Below are 14,513 nucleotides of genomic sequence, written 5' to 3' on the forward strand. Positions count from 1 at the left end.
CAGGCCCGGCGGGGAAGAGCGTCCCGCCAGGCCTGCCGGCTTCGACCAGCCTAAAGCACCCGAACCCATGTCAAATCGGGCCTCGGTGGGTCGTGTTTCGGGTCCGTTGTGGTTGAGAGGATTGGTGGTGGGTGTGAGCGGTCGGTTGCGGGTTGCGTATCTGTTGACCCAGGACAGTGGGGGGCCGGTGGACGTCACTGTTCGGTTGGCGCGGGCGGTGATCGGGTCCGGGCAGGCGGAGGTGCGGGTGTTCGGGCCCTTGCCCCGGAGGGGTGCGGAGGTGTTGAGCGGGCACCACGAGGTTGTCGAGGTGGGCGACAAGGCTGATGTCCGGGCCGGGCGGCGGGCGCGGGCGGTGGTGCGGGAGTGGCGGCCGGACGTGGTGCACGCGCAGGATCGGCGTGCCGGGTTGGTGAGTGCCGGATTGCGGTTGCGGCACAAGGTGATCCAGACCTATCACGGTGTGCCGGACGATGTGGGTGAGGAGTGGTTCCGGGGTGTGCCGGGGGCGGTGGGGCCTTCGGCTTACACGCGGGTGGTGTTGGCGGCGGATGCCGTGGTGGCGCGGGTGGTGCATCGGACGGTGGTGCCGGCGCGGGCGATGGGGCGGTTCCTGTCGGCGCGGTTGACGGTGCCCGCGTCGAGGTTGGCGCACATCGACAACTGCGTGGAGCCCGCGCACGTGCAGCCGCCGGCGGGACGGGTGCGGCGGTTGGTGTTCGTCGGGTTGTTGGTGGAGCGCAAGGGGTTGGCCACCCTGTTGGCGGCCTTGGCGTTGCCCGGGGTGATGCCGGCGGACGCCAGGTTGACGGTGGTGGGGGACGGGCCGGAGCGGGGGAAGTCGGAGGCGTTGGCGCGCGAGTTGGGCGGCAGGGTGGAGTTCTTGGGTTTCCGGAGCGATGTGCCCGACTTGCTGCGGCACCACGACGCGCTCGTGCTGCCGTCCACGATGGAGCAGCAGCCGTTGGTGGTGGCCGAGGCGATGGCGGCGGGCAAGCCAGTGGTGGCGACGGACACCGGTGGGGTGGCGGACATGCTGGGGGACCGGGCGGCGGCTGGGGCGTTGGCGGTGCCGGGTGATGTCGAGGGGTTGGCCGCTCGGTTGCGGGAGTTGTTCGCGGAGCCCGATCCCGGGCGGATCGGGTTGGAGCTCGCTGAGCGGGCGCGGGAGCGGTTTGCGCCGGACGTGTGCGCGCGCCGCCACCTCGCCCTCTACCGCGAGGTCATGGGCAGCTCGTGGGTTGAGCCGATGATGAAGTGAGTCGGTGCCGACGATGAAGTGAGTCGGTGAGGTCGGGTGAGGGGTGATGGCGGTTGTGAGGCGGTTGTGAGGCGGTGGTTAGAGGGAGGGGTGGTTAGGAGGGAGGGGGTGATGGGTCGGGTGGTGAGGTGGTCGGGGTGGTGACGACGGGGTTGGTGGTAGTTGGGTTGGTGGTGGTGGATGGGTTCGTGGTGGGTGGGCTGGTGGTCGACGGGTTGGTGGTGGATGGGTTGGTGGTGGATGGGTTGGTGGTGCTTGGGTTTGTGGTGGCGGGGTTGGTGGTGGTTGAGCTGGTGGTGGCTGTTGCGGCGGTGGTGGTGGTGATGTGGGTTGGGTTGACGAGGACGATGGCGTCGCCGGCGGCGATCTCGATCGTGGCCGGGGCGGCGGCGCCGCCGTCGATGTTGACCAGGCCCGGTGGGGGTGTGACCCTCGCGGGTTGTCCGGTCGGGTTCACGGCCACGTAGCCGCCGGTGAAGCGTCGGTCCCACACGCCGGAGGGGAGGCGGTTCGCGGTTTCCGTCGCCTCGCCCAGGGGGGCGTCCTGGTAGCGCGACCAGTCGGGGTTGCGGTAGTCCTTGGTGGTCGCGCCGGACCAGCACGTGTGCGGGCTCGCCAGCAGGGCCGCGGTGGCGTAGCCGACTCGTTCCTCCCTGGCGCCCTTGGTGTGGGTGATCAGCAGGAGCCACGTCTCGCCGAGGGCGGCTTGCGACCGCAGCTCCTTCCACTCGTTGCCCTTGAAGGTGAGCAGTTCACCCGTGCCGGTGTCGCGCAGGCCGAAGTTCTCCTCCATCGCGCCGTCGTAGCGCGAGTGCGCCGTCCACCTTCCCGCGGTCAGGTGGGATTCGGACACGTTCGGGATCAGCATCTTCCCGGCCTTGTGCAGGGCGTCACCGGCCGTGGTGAGGAACGTGTCCATGCCCTCGCGGATCATCCGGTCGGACTCGGCCGCGTTCTCCGTGCCCTTGAGCACGGCCGAGGAGTAGTACTTCAGGGAGCTGAAGTCGTTGTCGGCCAGCACGCCGTCCCAGCCCTCGCGCACCACCTCGGCGGTGACCGCCTCGCTCCACGCCTTCTGGTAGGCCGGGTCCCACACGGTCATCTGCCAGTGCTTCGGGTAGGAGTTCCACTCGATCCGGTTGTCCTTGGTGTCCACCGCGAACCAGTTCGGGTTCTCGCGGTGGGCCTTGAAGTAGCCGATGCCGGTCGGCAGGAACGGCGCGTCCACCTCGCCGTTGACCGCGCCGGGGTAGTTGCGCGCGCTGGAGAAGTCCTTGTAGACCAGCACCTTGATCTTCGGGTTGAGCTGCTTGAGCCGGCGCAGCGACGACGTCTCGGTCGCGTTGAGCACGACCAGGCTGTAGTGCTGCGCGGCGAACGTGATGTCCCGGCCGGTCGGCGGCTCGCCGATGCCGTACCACCAGCCGCACGGCGCGAGCGGCTTCGGCACGGGACCGAGCGGGGCGTGCGGTGGCGTCGGTCTGCCCGCGGCGGCGGTCGTCGTGCACGCCGCGCTCGGCACCAGGAGCGCGACCGCGCACACCAGGCCGAAGACGCGGCGGGATCGTCGCCGGTTCAGCGATTCCTTCGGCACAACAGCTCACCCACCGTCTGCAACAGGATTTTCACGTCCAGCCACAACGACCAGTTGGCTATGTAGTAGTTGTCGTATCGAGACCTGTCGACAATCGACGTGTCACCCCGCAGCCCGTGCACTTGCGCGAGCCCGGTCAGCCCCGTCGGAACTCGGTGCCGGGCCCAGTATAGCTCGTGGATGGCCGAGAATTCGCGGACGAAACCGGGTCGCTCCGGGCGTGGTCCGACGATGGACATGTCGCCCTTGATGATGTTCCACAACTGGGGGAGTTCGTCCAGCGAACTGCTACGCAGAAAACGTCCGACTGGCCCGACCCGGCGATCTCCGACCACCGACCAGGTGACTTGGGAATCGTCTTCACCGTTCATTCTCACGCTGCGCAGCTTGTAGAGCACGAACGGCTGATCATCCATCCCGACCCGGACCTGGCGGAAGATCACCGGCCGGCCGCTCTCCAGCAGCACGGCCAGCGCGCACAGCGCGATCACCGGGGACAGCACGACCAGCGCCACGGCGGCCAGCAGCACGTCCATGGCGCGCTTGACCCACCAGCTCGGCCTGCTGGTCGGCGCGGTGCCCAGCCGCATCAGCGGGTAGCTGCGCAGCCGTTCGATGTCCGGCCCGTCCTGGTACAGCTCGAACATCCGGGGCACGACCAGGGTGGTGCAGCCGAGCCGGTGCGCGGTGATGGCCGAGTCGACCACCGACGACTCGCGGGCGTGCGAGAACGCCAGCACGACCGTGCCGACACCCAACCGGGTGATCGCGTCGGCCAGGGCCTCGTCCATCAGCGCGACCGGCAGGGCCGTGCGGTCCAGCGCCGGCTCCGGGTCGACGAACCCGACGGGGCGCAGGCCGAACTCCGGGTGCGCCAGCATCGCGCCGACCAGGTCGACGCCGACCTTCCCGGCGCCGACCACGATCGTGCGGTCGCAGCGGTCGTACTTCCGCCTGCACCAGCGGCCGAAGGCGAACACGAGCAGCCGCGCCGGTTCGCTCAGCGCGGCGAACGCCAGCACCGCCCACTGCGTGGCCAGGGTGGTGCCCGGCGGCGCGCCGCTGACCAGGCCGGCCAGCGTGACCAGGGCGAACGCCACGGCCGTCGCGCCGACCGAGCGCGGCAGGTCGTGGAACCAGGACAGCCACAGCCGCCGCCGGTACAGCCGGCACGCGGCCCGCACGCCGAGCAGCGCCGCAGCCACCACCGCGGTCCACCCCGCGCCCGGCGAGTACCGGGCCGCCACCGCGGCCACCGCGGTCGCGTCCACCGCGACCAGCAGCACCGCCACCGCGTTCACCCGCCGCAGCAGGTCCGACCCCGCGGCCTCGCGGGGCCTCTGCTGCCGCCACCGCGACACCAGGGTCGGGGTGGTCGCCGAGCCGACCCCGTTCACCTCGGACCGCCCTTGCCAGGGACCGAGCGCGTCCCGTCCACGCCACACCACATTCGGACGACGTCCTTCCCACCATGAACCCGATTATTTGGTCACCCGTTCGAGACCATCCGAACGGGCCTCTCTGCTCACTCGGTGTGTATCAAGCGTGATTTTGAGGACCTAATTCACTCTTTCGGTGATCACCGTTCTCCTTTCTGGTGACGGTCGGGCTCGGCTTCTGCGGTAATTCAGCCAGACGCGCGACGAGATGCCCCCGGGGTGGTCGAATCCCGTCGCGGTCCGGAGGCGAATAATTCTGGACCGTCATCCGCCATCCAGTGAAATGGGGCCCATTGAGCGTCGATGAAGAAGACGTGCGCGCCACGTCGGAACAGGGCGGACGGGCCCTTTCCGACGGCGCGCGCACCCACGCCCGCGCCCACGTCGTGCTGCCCGCCTACAACGAGGCGGCCTCGCTGCCGCCGCTGCTGACCCGGCTCGCCGACGCGACCCTCGCCGGCAAGATCACCGCCTGGGTCGTCGACGACGGCTCGTCCGACGGCACCGCCGAGGTCGTCGCCGAGGGGTGGCCCGGCCTGGACGTGCGGCTGGTCAGCCACCCGGTCAACCTCGGCCTCGGCCAGGCCGTCCGATCGGGGCTGCGCGCCGTGCTGTCCGAGGCGGGCGACGAGGACGTCGTCGTGGTGATGGACGCCGACGACACCCACGACCCGGCCCTCATCGACCGGATGGAGCGGGAGATCGCGGCCGGCGCGGACGTGGTGATCTGCTCCCGGTTCGTCGACGGCGGCGACGACGCGACCGCCCCACCACTGCGCCGGCTGCTGTCGCGCGGCGCGGCCGTGCTGTTCCGCCGCGTGCTGCGCCTCGACGGCGTCCGCGACTGCACCAGCGGCTTCCGCGCCTACCGGGTCAGCCTGCTGGCCCGCGCCGAGCGGCACTGGGGCGAGCGGCTGATCGAGGAGCGCGGGTTCGCCTGCATGGTCGAGCTGCTGCTCAAGCTGCGGCACTGCCGGCCGGTCGTCACCGAGGTGCCGCTGGCCCTGCGCTACGACCGCAAGCACGGCCCCAGCAAGATCCGGATCGCCCGCACCGTCGGGCAGTACGCGAAGCTGCTGGTCCGCGACCGGCTCACGCCCGCGCCGTACCGGGCGCTGTGATGCGGCGGGCGGAGCGCGGGCACGTCGTGGTGGTCGGCGGCGGCATCTGCGGCCTGGCCACCGCGCACCGGCTGGTGCGCGCCGGCACGCGGGTGACGTTGCTGGAGGGCAGCGACCAGCTCGGCGGGCTCGGCACGTTCTTCGCGTGGCGCGACCGCTGGGTGGAGCGCTTCTACCACTGCGTGATGCCGACCGACGACCACCTGCTCGACCTGCTCGGCGAACTCGGGCTGCGCGACTCGATCAGCTGGCGGCCGACCCGGATGGGCATGGTCGTGGACGGTCGCGCGTTCCCGTTCAACACGGCGCTGGACCTGCTCAAGTTCACCCCGTTGGGCGTTCCCGACCGGCTGAGGTTCGGCGCGGTCTCGGTGCTGCTGCGGCGGTTGGGCAAGGGCAAGGACCTCGACCGCACGCGCACCGAGGACTGGTTGCGCGGCCTGTACGGCGACCGGGTGTGGGAGCTGCTGCTCGCGCCGCTGTTCGGCGCGAAGTTCGGCGCGCGCTTCGGCGACGTGCCCGCGCTGTACCTGTGGCAGCGCCTGGGGCGTGAAGGCGCCGTGTCGGTGCGCGGGTACCCCGAAGGCGGCTACCGGGCCGTGATCGACGCGCTCAGGGCGTCGATCGAGGCCGGTGGCGGCGTGGTGCGGCTGGACGCGCCGGTGCGGCGGATGGGCGTGACCGGCGGGCGGATGCGGATCACCCTGGACGGCGGCGAGTCGGTGTCGGCGGACCACGTCGTGTCGACGCTGCCCCTGCCGCTGCTGCGGCGGCTCGCCGACGAGGACCTGGCCGCGCGGCTGCCCGACGTGCGGTTGCCGTACCAGGGCGTGGTGAACGCGCTGTTCTTCTTGCGGCGACCGTTGTCCGGGCACTACTGGACGCCGGTGGTGCGGTCCGGCACGGAGTTCGACGGCCTGATCCAGATGACGCCGCTCGCGGGCGTGGAGCGGTACGACGGGAGGCACCTCGTCTACGCGATGCGGTACACCGACCGGGAGTCCGCGCTGTTCCAGGAGGACGACGCGGCGATCGCGGCGCGGTGGACCTCGCAGCTGCTGGCCCTGCACCCCGCGTTGTGCCGCGAGGACGTGGACGACGTGCGGGTGTTCAAGGCGCCGTTCGTGGAACCGGTGTACCCGCTCGGGTACCTGGCGCGCCGGCCGCCCGTGGTGGTCGCCGGCACCCCGCTGCTGCTGGCGACCACCGCGCACGTCTACCCGGACGTCACGAGCTGGAACTCGAGTGCGGGACTCGCGCGACGGGTCGCCGCGAGGCTGGCGGAGGCACCACAACCTGTTCCGGGCTGAGCCGCCGGGCGTGCACCGGTTCGCCGCGGACCAGCTGCCGGAGCGCGTCGGCGATCCGGGCGGACGGCGAGCCGGTGCCGTAGGGCGACGGGATGTGCTCCAGGCGTTCCCGGTGGCCCGCCACGTCGTCCAGCCACCGCAGCACTTCCGCGCACACCCGCGGCCCCGGCGGCACCAGGGTGCCGAACGTGCCCTCGATCTCGGGGCGTTCCGTGCTGCGGCGCACCACGACCACCGGCCGCTTGAGGACGCTGACCTCCTCCTGGATGCCGCCGGAGTCGGACACGACCACGGCGGCGCACCGGGCCAGCGCCAGGAACGCCGGGTACGCCTGGGGCTCGACGACCTTGAGCCGGCGCAGCAGGGCGGTGAGGCCGAACGCCTCGACCCGCTTGGCCGTGCGCGGGTGCAGGGGCAGCACCACGGGCAGCGGCAGGCGGTTCAGCTCGCGCAGGATCGTCTCCAGGTTGGCCGGGTCGTCCACGTTCTCCGGCCGGTGGACCGTGGCCAGCACGTAGCCGTCGCGCTCGAGCTCGTGCGCGGCCAGGACGACGGCCTCCTCGTCATGCCCGGGCAAAGCGGTCTGGAGGGCCTCGACCACGGTGTTGCCGGTGATCGCGATGCGCTCCTCGGGGACGCTCTCGGCCAGCAGGTTGGCGTGGTTGAGCGAGGTCGGCGCGCAGCACAGGTCGGCGAGGTGGTCGATGGCGACCCGGTTGTGCTCCTCGGGCATCGCCCGGTCGTAGCTGCGCAGACCCGCTTCGACGTGCACCAGCGGCACGTCGTTGGCGTTGGCGGCCAACGCGCCCGCGAGCGCGGAGGTCGTGTCGCCCTGCACGATCACCGCCCTGGTCGGGTGCTGCGCCAGCAGCTCGTCCACCGCCGCGATGGCCGCGCCGAGCTGGCCGCCGCGGCTGCCGCCGCCGACGGCCAGCTCGTGGAACCGGCCCGGGCGGCCGATGTCCTGCCGGATCCGGTGGTACATCGCGGTGTCGTAGTGCTGTCCGGTGTAGACGACGGTGGCGTCGGCCCCCATCACGCGGATCAGCGGCGCGAGCTTGATCAGCTCCGGCCTGGTGCCGCACACCATCGTGACGGTGCCGGGAACTCCCTGGTCTATCGGACCCACCTCCAGTCGCGGATGACGCGCGCCCGGGGCGCGATCGCGGTGAAGGTTAGAGTCCCAGGGGCCGATTTCCGTTGTGGCTCAGTCGATCGAGTGAACCTGGCGGTGGTAGGGGCCGAGTTGTCGGTGTGGCTCAGTAGATTGGTGAGTGGATCATTCTGGAGTGGACGGATTTCCGATGTTGCGAAGACACGCGGCCTTGATCACCACGGCGTTGCTCGTCGCGGGGTTGGTGGGCCCTGCGCACGCTCAGGCGTCCCGGACCGTGCTGCTGCCCGACCTCCGGCAGGCGCCGGTGGGGTGCGCCGGCGGGTTCTCCGGCGACCCGTCGCGGTGCGTCGACTGGGACGTGTGCCCGGTGGCCGACCCGGCCGCGCCGAACGGCGAGTGCGTGCAGGTGGGCCCGATCGGGGCAGTCCGGTTGAGGTTCACCACATCGGCGGACAACATCGGCGACGGGCCGCTGCTGATCCACGGCAGCCGGGGTGGCGTCGGGCAGCGGGAGATGGCGGCGCGGCAGGCGTTCCAGTCCGCTGTGGACGGTTCGATCCCGATGGACTACGCGCGGGCGCAGCACCCGATCCCCGCCACCATGTACTACGAGCCGGCGGCGACGCACGAGCACTGGCACCTGCTCGGCTTCGAGCACTTCCAACTCCGCGCGCTCTCGGGTGACACGGTGGTGACCGACCGGAAGAACGGCTTCTGCCTCGGCGACCGGTACGGGGTCGACGGCCGCGTGCCGAACCGGCCGGCCCTGGACGACACCCCGCAGGGGAAGTTGGCGGCGTTGTTGCGGAAGAACCGGTGCGGCCACCACGAGCCGGAGGCGTTGAGCGTGGTGCAGGGCATCTCGGTCGGCTCGGGCGACGACTACCCGCACACGGTCGACTTCCAGTGGCTGGACATCAGCAAGGTGCCGTCGGGGGTCTACGACGTGGTGAACATCGTCAACGGCGACCGCACCCTGGTCGAGAAGTCGTACGCGAACAACGCCTCGGCCATGACCGTCTCGATCCGCTGGCCGGGCAACGCCATCGACCCGCCGGCCACGATCACCCTCCCGCCGCAGGTGCGGCTGCTGCGGAACTGCGTCGGAACGGAACAGTGCGCCACCCTGCGCGACTGAGGTGCCGAGCGCCCGGCTGACCGGTCGGTGGGGTGATCGGCTGAGGGACTTGCCGCGGGGGCTGTTCGGGGGTCGGCTGAGGGACTTGCCGAGAGGTCGGTCGGAGGGTCCGCTGAGGCACCTGCACGGCCGATGCGCCGAGCACCCCGGGCCGTTGAGTTGGTGGGTGGCGTGCGAGCGGCATGGGCGGCTGACCCGGCGAGCGGCTTGTGCGGCCGGCCGCTCCGCCGCCACCGGTCCAGCCGTCGCCCGCCCCGACCCCGCGGCCCGACGTGGCACAAGCCCTCGAACGGGCCGGCGCCGCGCCTCGCCTGGATGTCCTCTGAGGAGAAACCTCTGCCCGGTGACGCCGGCGTTTGGCGTCGTCGCCGTTCGGGAATTCGCCAGACGTCCGGATCGGCGACCGAAGGGTGGGGCCATGTCGTTGGCCACCGAGAACCGAGTGCTCGAAGGTCGCTACCGGTTGGCGGGCAGGCTCGGCGCGGGTGGCGCGGCCGAGGTGCACCGGGGGTGGGACCTGCTGCTCAGGCGGTTCGTGGCGGTCAAGGTGTTCGACGGCGACGAGGTGGACGGGCGTCGGTTCGACAACGAGGTCCGCACGCTGGCCGGGCTGTCGCACCCCGGGCTGCTGTCCGTCTACGACGTCGGCACGTGCGAGGGGACGTCGTTCGTGGTCATGCAGTTGGTCGAAGGCACGACGGTGCGCGACCGGCTGCTGGACGGCACGTTCACGCCCGCGCAGGTGCGCGCCCTCGGCCACCAGCTCGCCGACACCCTCGCCCACGTGCACGAACAGCAGGTCGTGCACCGCGACGTGAAGCCGTCGAACGTCCTGCTCGACGGCTCCGACACCGCCTACCTCGCCGACTTCGGCCTGGCCCGCTCGCTCGGCTCGACCCGCATCACCAAGACCAGCGAGGTCGTCGGCACCGCCGCCTACCTGGCGCCGGAGCAGGTGCGCGGCGACGAGGTCGGCCCGCCCGCGGACGTCTACGCGCTCGGCCTGCTCCTGCTGGAGTGCCTGACCGGCTACCGCGAGTACCAGGGCGACCGGGTCGAGGCCGCCGTCGCCCGCCTGCACCGCCCGCCCCACGTGCCGCACGACGTGCCCGCCGGCCTGGCCCGCCTGCTCGCGCAGATGACCTCGCTGTCCCCCCGTCGCCGCCCCACGGCCGCCCAGGTCGCCGACAAGCTGCGCCCCGCACCGGCCGCCCTGCCGCGCGACCGGCTCCTCTGCGGTGTCCGGACGCCCGCCCGCCCCGCCTAGAGCGCCGCCAGGAACCGCTCGACCGCGTCGGTGAACTCCGCCGGCCGTTCGAGGTTGGGCAGGTGGCCCGCCCCGGGGATCACCGCGAGCGCCGAACCGGGGATGGTCGCGTGCATCCGCTCGGCCACGGCGACCGGCGTGTACTCGTCCTCCTCGCCGACGACCACGAGCGCGGGCACGGCGACGCGGGCCAGCGACTCGAGGTAGTCGGGCCGTTCCGCGCGCCCGCGCCACCCCGCCGCCGCGCCTTCCGGCGACGTGCCGCGCATCATCCCCAGCACGTGCTCGGCGACGGCCGGCAGGGCGACGACGTTGTGCGGCGAGATCATCTTGTCCAGCACCTCGTCGGCGTAGGGGCCCATGCCCTCGCGCAGCACGCGTGACGCCAGCTCGCGCTTCAAGTCAGCGCTCGCCGTCGTGTCCGCCTCGGGGAACGTGTCCGCCAGCACGAGCGCACGGACCCGTGACGGGTGTGATCGGTGCAATTCCATGGCGATCTGGCCGCCCATCGACAGCCCGCACACCACCACCCGGTCCAGGTCGAGGCGGTCGAGCAGGCCGATCAGGTCGTCGGCGAACACGCCCCACGGCGTCGTGCCCGGCACGACCGTCGTCTCGCCATATCCCCGCAGGTCGGGTGCGATGACCCGGTAACGGGAGCGGAGCCGTTCCACCTGCGGCCGCCACATCGTCCGGTTGAACGGGTGGCCGTGCACGAGCAGCACCGGGACGCCGTCGCCCTCGTCGTCGTAAGCGATGTCGATGTCGTTGACCCGCATGACCTCCCCTTGCGCCGGTTGACGGCAGCAGCCTAGGAAGGCCACCATGGCCGGTGCAATGAAAACAATGCTCTCGGTGCAATGTGGGGTGCCCGCGTGGCGGACTACCGCCTGATCGCCGACCGGCTCGCCGCCGAGGTGGCGGCCGGCCGGCTCAAGCCGGGTGACCGCCTGCCCCCGCAACGCGCGTTCGCCCGCAGGCACCGCATCGCGGGCTCCACGGCCGCCCGCGTGTACGGCGAGCTGATCCGACGCGGGCTCGCGGTCGGCGAGGTCGGCCGCGGCACGTTCGTGAGGGCCACCCGACCACCGGTCGAGCCCGCGCTGGCCGAGCCGGGCGGCGCGCGGGTCGACCTGGAGCTGAACTTCTGCGTGCTGCCCGACCAGCCGGCCCTGCTGGCTCCCGGCCTCGACCGGCTCGTCCGGCACGGCCTCGGCGACGCGCTCGGGCCGGTCGGTGTCCGCGGCACGCCCGAAGCACGCGCGGCCGTCGCACGCACGCTGGCACGGGGCGGGTGGGCGCCGGACGAGCGCCGCATCCTGTTCACCGGCAACGGCAGGCAGGCGATCGCGGCCGCGGTGTCGGCGCTGGTGCCGGTCGGCGGGCGGCTCGGGGTGGAGGCCGTCACCTACCCGGTGGTGAAGGCGATCGCGACCAGGCTGGGCGTCACGCTCGTGCCGCTGCCGGTGGACGACGCGGGCGTGCTGCCGAAGGCCGTGCGCGCGGCCGACGTGCGCGCGGTCTACCTCCAGCCGACCCTGCACAACCCGCTCGGCACCACGATGCCCGAACGACGCCGCGCCGAGCTCGCCGACACCGTGCGCGACCTGGACGTCCAGGTGATCGAGGACGCCATCTACGCCTTCCTGGGCCCCGACCTGCCGCCGCTCGCGCCCGAGCGCACCACCGTGGTGGACAGCCTGTCCAAGCGCCTCGCGCCCGGCCTGACGGTCGGGTTCGCCGTGCCGCCCGGACACCTGGTCGACCGGGTCGCCGCCGCCGCGCGCTCCGGCGGCTGGGCCGTCGGCCACTTCGCGCTCGCCGCCGCGACCGAGTGGCTCGTCGACGGCACCGTGGAGTCCGTAGTGGACCGCAAACGCGCCCTCGCGCACGAACGGCAGCAGCTCGTGCGCGCCCGCCTGGCGGGCTTCGACATCAGCGCCGACCCCGGCTCCTACCACTGCTGGTGGCGGCTGCCGGACCGGTGGCGGGCCGAGACGTTCGTCGCCGCCGCGGCACGGCGGGGCATCGCCATCACGCCCGCCGCCGCGTTCGCGGTCGGGCCCGGCCACGCGCCCAACGCCGTCCGCCTCGCCCTCGCCTCCGCGTCGACGCCGACCCTGGCCGCCGCGCTGGACGTGCTCGCCGCGCTCGCCGAAGGCAGCCCCGAGGACGAGCAGGTCGACTAGGGTCACGCCATGACCAGGGTGCCTTGGCTGCTCGACGCCGATCCGGCGCTGCGCTGGCAGGTCGAGCGCGACCTCGTCGGCGAACCGCCCGAGGTCTGGGAGGCGACGCGGGCCAGGATCGCGACCGAGGGCTTCGGCGCACGCCTGCTCGCGCTCCAAGACCCGGACGGCCAGTGGGCGGGCGGCGCGTTCTTCCCCGCCGGCTTCGACTTCCACGGCCCGGAAGCCGCCGAGGGCGCCGGCCAGCCGTGGACCGCGACGACGTGGACGCTGTGCTCGTTGCGGGAGTGGGGCCTGGACGCCGCGGTCCTGCGCGAACGCCGCACGGCCGAGCTGCTGGAGCGCAACTGCCGCTGGGAGTACGACGACCTGCCGTACTGGGGCGGCGAGGTCGACTGCTGCATCAACGCGTGGACGGTCCAGAACGGCCTGTGGCTGGGCGCGGACGTCACCGGCATCGTGGACTGGTTCGTCGAGCACCGCCTGCCCGACGGCGGCTGGAACTGCGAGTGGGTCGAGGGCTCGACGCGGTCGTCGTTCCACTCGACCCTCAACTCCCTCAAGGGACTGCTCGCCTACGACGCCGCGACCGGCGGCACGGAAGCGACGCGTGCCGCCCGCCGTGCCGGGGAGGAGTACCTGCTGGCCCGCGGGCTGTTCCGCCGGCTGTCCACGGGCGAGCCGGTGGCGCCGTGGGTGAACCGCTTCTCCTACCCGTTCCGCTGGTACTACAACGTGCTCAACGCGGCCGAGTACTTCCGCCAGGTCTGGCTGCTCGACGGCACCCCGCCGGACCCGCGCCTGGCCGACGCGATCGAGCTCGTCCGCGCCGAGCGGCAGCCCGACGGCACGTGGCTCCAGGCCCGCAGGCACCCCGGACGCGTGTGGTTCGAGGTCGACGTGCCGGCGGGGGAGCCGTCGAAGTGGCTGACCCTGTACGGGACCCGCGTGCTGGACTGGTGGGACGCCCACGGCGGGTCAGCGCACTAGGGCTCCGCCAGCCACGCCAGCAGCCGGCCGCGCGACCAGCAGCGGCCGACGGCCTCGGCGTGCCGGGTCGACCCGTGGGACACCGCCACGCCGATGATGCTGTGGCCGGAGGCGCGCCGATCGCCGAGGGTCGGTACCGACGGTGCGACCCCGACCCCTTCCACCGACACCCACGCCACCGGCCGGTCCGCCGCCGCTTCGTGGAGGCGGTGCAGGAAGTGCATCCGGCTCTCCGGCGGGAACCGCGACAGCGCCCACGTCGTGGTGACGACCGGCAGCGCGTCCGCCGGTACCAGGGCGACGGCGTCGGGCAGCACGTCGACGGCGTCACCGCGCAGCAGCAGCGGAGGGTCCGTCGCCGCCAACGCGATCTCCGCTTCGAGCCTCGCGAGCCGTGCCGGCTCGTCGGGTGGCAGGCAGGCGCGCAACCAGCGGGCGTCGTCCGGGTCCGTCACGTCGAGCGGATCGAGGTCGACGCCCACCTTGGCGACGACCTCGGGTAGCGCCTGTGTCGGGACGGGCCGGCCGCCCACGGTCGAGGCCGACACCTGCACAGGAGATGACGGGTCGCCCAGTGGGTCCCCGTTGTCGTAGGTGATGCCGACGCGGTCGACGGTGAGGTTGAGGCCGGCCGAGCAGCCCACGTCGATCAGCCCGACCGCGTTCGCGCCCACCCGCCGTGCCGCCTCGGCGATGGCCGGGTACAGCACCGCGCCGCGCCCGGTTTCGTCGGTGCGGGGCCGCCGGTGCACGGCGAGGTCCACGACCGGGCCGGTCAGGCGCAGCAGCGCGTCGATCGCGGCGTCGGCGGCGGCGTCGCCGTCCCCGGCGGCATAGGCGGCGGCGAGCGCCGGGGCGTGGCCGGCGAGGGCGAGGTCGTGCAGCGCGGCGAGGATCACCGCGGGGTGCCGCTTGCGCGCCGGCGCCGACCCGATGGCGCGCAACGCCGCGTCGGACCCGCTCAGGGCGACTGCGACGCGCCCGTGCAACGGCGAAGTCCCGGCGTCGGCCTCGCCGAACCGCCGGTACACCTCGGCGATCGTGCGGGCCCGCGCTCGACCTGGCATCCCGGCGATCTTACCGGTCG

At 72.5% G+C, this 14,513-nt stretch carries 12 protein-coding genes; 7 read left to right on the forward strand and 5 right to left on the reverse strand.

What is annotated here, in order from left to right; all coding sequences use genetic code 11:
- Nucleotides 1-187: 187 nt before the first annotated feature.
- The gene (locus ABTZ99_RS29620; RefSeq protein ID WP_499615815.1) at nucleotides 188-1,261 is read left to right on the forward strand and encodes a glycosyltransferase family 4 protein; all 1,074 of its coding nucleotides are present in this window, start codon (nucleotides 188-190) and stop codon (nucleotides 1,259-1,261) included.
- A gap of 94 nt (nucleotides 1,262-1,355) precedes the next feature.
- On the opposite strand, the gene ABTZ99_RS29625 is transcribed toward ABTZ99_RS29620, so the two are convergent.
- Both ABTZ99_RS29625 and ABTZ99_RS29630 read right to left on the reverse strand, forming a co-directional pair.
- The gene (locus ABTZ99_RS29625) at nucleotides 1,356-2,855 is read right to left on the reverse strand and encodes a putative glycoside hydrolase family 15 protein (protein ID WP_499615818.1); all 1,500 of its coding nucleotides are present in this window, start codon (nucleotides 2,853-2,855) and stop codon (nucleotides 1,356-1,358) included.
- Nucleotides 2,837-4,252 carry a sugar transferase gene (locus ABTZ99_RS29630; protein ID WP_499615821.1) on the reverse strand — a complete coding sequence of 472 codons (1,416 nt, stop codon included), beginning with the start codon at nucleotides 4,250-4,252 and terminating at the stop codon, nucleotides 2,837-2,839. Before ABTZ99_RS29630 ends, ABTZ99_RS29625 begins: the two co-directional genes overlap by 19 nt.
- Before the next feature lie 356 nt (nucleotides 4,253-4,608).
- Between ABTZ99_RS29630 and ABTZ99_RS29635 the strand changes: the two genes are divergently transcribed.
- Together ABTZ99_RS29635 and ABTZ99_RS29640 are read left to right on the forward strand one after the other, a co-directional pair.
- Entirely contained in the window at nucleotides 4,609-5,415 is an 807-nt protein-coding gene (locus ABTZ99_RS29635; RefSeq protein WP_498773163.1) for a glycosyltransferase, read from the forward strand.
- Entirely contained in the window at nucleotides 5,415-6,725 is a 1,311-nt protein-coding gene (locus tag ABTZ99_RS29640) for an FAD-dependent oxidoreductase (protein ID WP_499615824.1), read from the forward strand. Before ABTZ99_RS29635 ends, ABTZ99_RS29640 begins: the two co-directional genes overlap by 1 nt.
- On the opposite strand, the gene wecB is transcribed toward ABTZ99_RS29640, so the two are convergent.
- Nucleotides 6,643-7,815 (reverse strand): non-hydrolyzing UDP-N-acetylglucosamine 2-epimerase, encoded by a 1,173-nt coding sequence (wecB, locus tag ABTZ99_RS29645; RefSeq protein WP_498773460.1) that lies wholly within the window; start codon nucleotides 7,813-7,815, stop codon nucleotides 6,643-6,645. The genes ABTZ99_RS29640 and wecB overlap by 83 nt on opposite strands.
- Before the next feature lie 214 nt (nucleotides 7,816-8,029).
- On the opposite strand from wecB, the gene ABTZ99_RS29650 reads away from it, so the two are divergent.
- On the forward strand, nucleotides 8,030-8,980 hold the full coding sequence (locus tag ABTZ99_RS29650) for a lysyl oxidase family protein (RefSeq protein ID WP_499615827.1): 951 nt from the start codon (nucleotides 8,030-8,032) through the stop codon (nucleotides 8,978-8,980).
- Between the two features lie 418 nt (nucleotides 8,981-9,398).
- Nucleotides 9,399-10,247 (forward strand): serine/threonine-protein kinase, encoded by an 849-nt coding sequence (locus tag ABTZ99_RS29655; RefSeq protein ID WP_498773169.1) that lies wholly within the window; start codon nucleotides 9,399-9,401, stop codon nucleotides 10,245-10,247.
- Here ABTZ99_RS29655 and ABTZ99_RS29660 read toward each other — a convergent pair.
- A complete protein-coding gene (locus tag ABTZ99_RS29660) occupies nucleotides 10,244-11,026 on the reverse strand; it encodes an alpha/beta fold hydrolase (RefSeq protein WP_498773171.1) in 783 nt (260 codons plus the stop codon). The genes ABTZ99_RS29655 and ABTZ99_RS29660 overlap by 4 nt on opposite strands.
- A 96-nt stretch (nucleotides 11,027-11,122) precedes the next feature.
- On the opposite strand from ABTZ99_RS29660, the gene ABTZ99_RS29665 reads away from it, so the two are divergent.
- Complete coding sequence (locus ABTZ99_RS29665) at nucleotides 11,123-12,436, forward strand: aminotransferase-like domain-containing protein (RefSeq protein WP_498773173.1); 1,314 nt, start codon at nucleotides 11,123-11,125, stop codon at nucleotides 12,434-12,436.
- A 9-nt stretch (nucleotides 12,437-12,445) separates the two neighbouring features.
- Nucleotides 12,446-13,426: a squalene cyclase gene (locus tag ABTZ99_RS29670; protein WP_499615831.1), complete on the forward strand. Its 981-nt coding sequence runs from the start codon at nucleotides 12,446-12,448 to the stop codon at nucleotides 13,424-13,426.
- On the opposite strand, the gene ABTZ99_RS29675 is transcribed toward ABTZ99_RS29670, so the two are convergent.
- A complete protein-coding gene (locus ABTZ99_RS29675; protein ID WP_499615833.1) occupies nucleotides 13,423-14,493 on the reverse strand; it encodes a DUF2332 domain-containing protein in 1,071 nt (356 codons plus the stop codon). The genes ABTZ99_RS29670 and ABTZ99_RS29675 overlap by 4 nt on opposite strands.
- Nucleotides 14,494-14,513: the final 20 nt, after the last annotated feature.

Origin of the sequence: Actinosynnema sp. NPDC002837 (assembly GCF_040295345.1) — a bacterium.
In the GTDB taxonomy this organism is placed as follows: domain Bacteria; phylum Actinomycetota; class Actinomycetes; order Mycobacteriales; family Pseudonocardiaceae; genus Actinosynnema.

Excerpts from the sequence above, each read along its gene's own strand:
- ABTZ99_RS29640 (WP_499615824.1), top strand. The coding sequence starts at position 5,415 with ATGCGGCGGGCGGAGCGCGGGCACGTCGTGGTGGTCGGCGGCGGCATC.
- wecB (WP_498773460.1), bottom strand. The coding sequence starts at position 7,815 with ATGGTGTGCGGCACCAGGCCGGAGCTGATCAAGCTCGCGCCGCTGATC.
- ABTZ99_RS29650 (WP_499615827.1), top strand. The coding sequence starts at position 8,030 with ATGTTGCGAAGACACGCGGCCTTGATCACCACGGCGTTGCTCGTCGCG.
- ABTZ99_RS29655 (WP_498773169.1), top strand. The coding sequence starts at position 9,399 with ATGTCGTTGGCCACCGAGAACCGAGTGCTCGAAGGTCGCTACCGGTTG.
- ABTZ99_RS29660 (WP_498773171.1), bottom strand. The coding sequence starts at position 11,026 with ATGCGGGTCAACGACATCGACATCGCTTACGACGACGAGGGCGACGGC.
- ABTZ99_RS29670 (WP_499615831.1), top strand. The coding sequence starts at position 12,446 with ATGACCAGGGTGCCTTGGCTGCTCGACGCCGATCCGGCGCTGCGCTGG.
- ABTZ99_RS29675 (WP_499615833.1), bottom strand. The coding sequence starts at position 14,493 with ATGCCAGGTCGAGCGCGGGCCCGCACGATCGCCGAGGTGTACCGGCGG.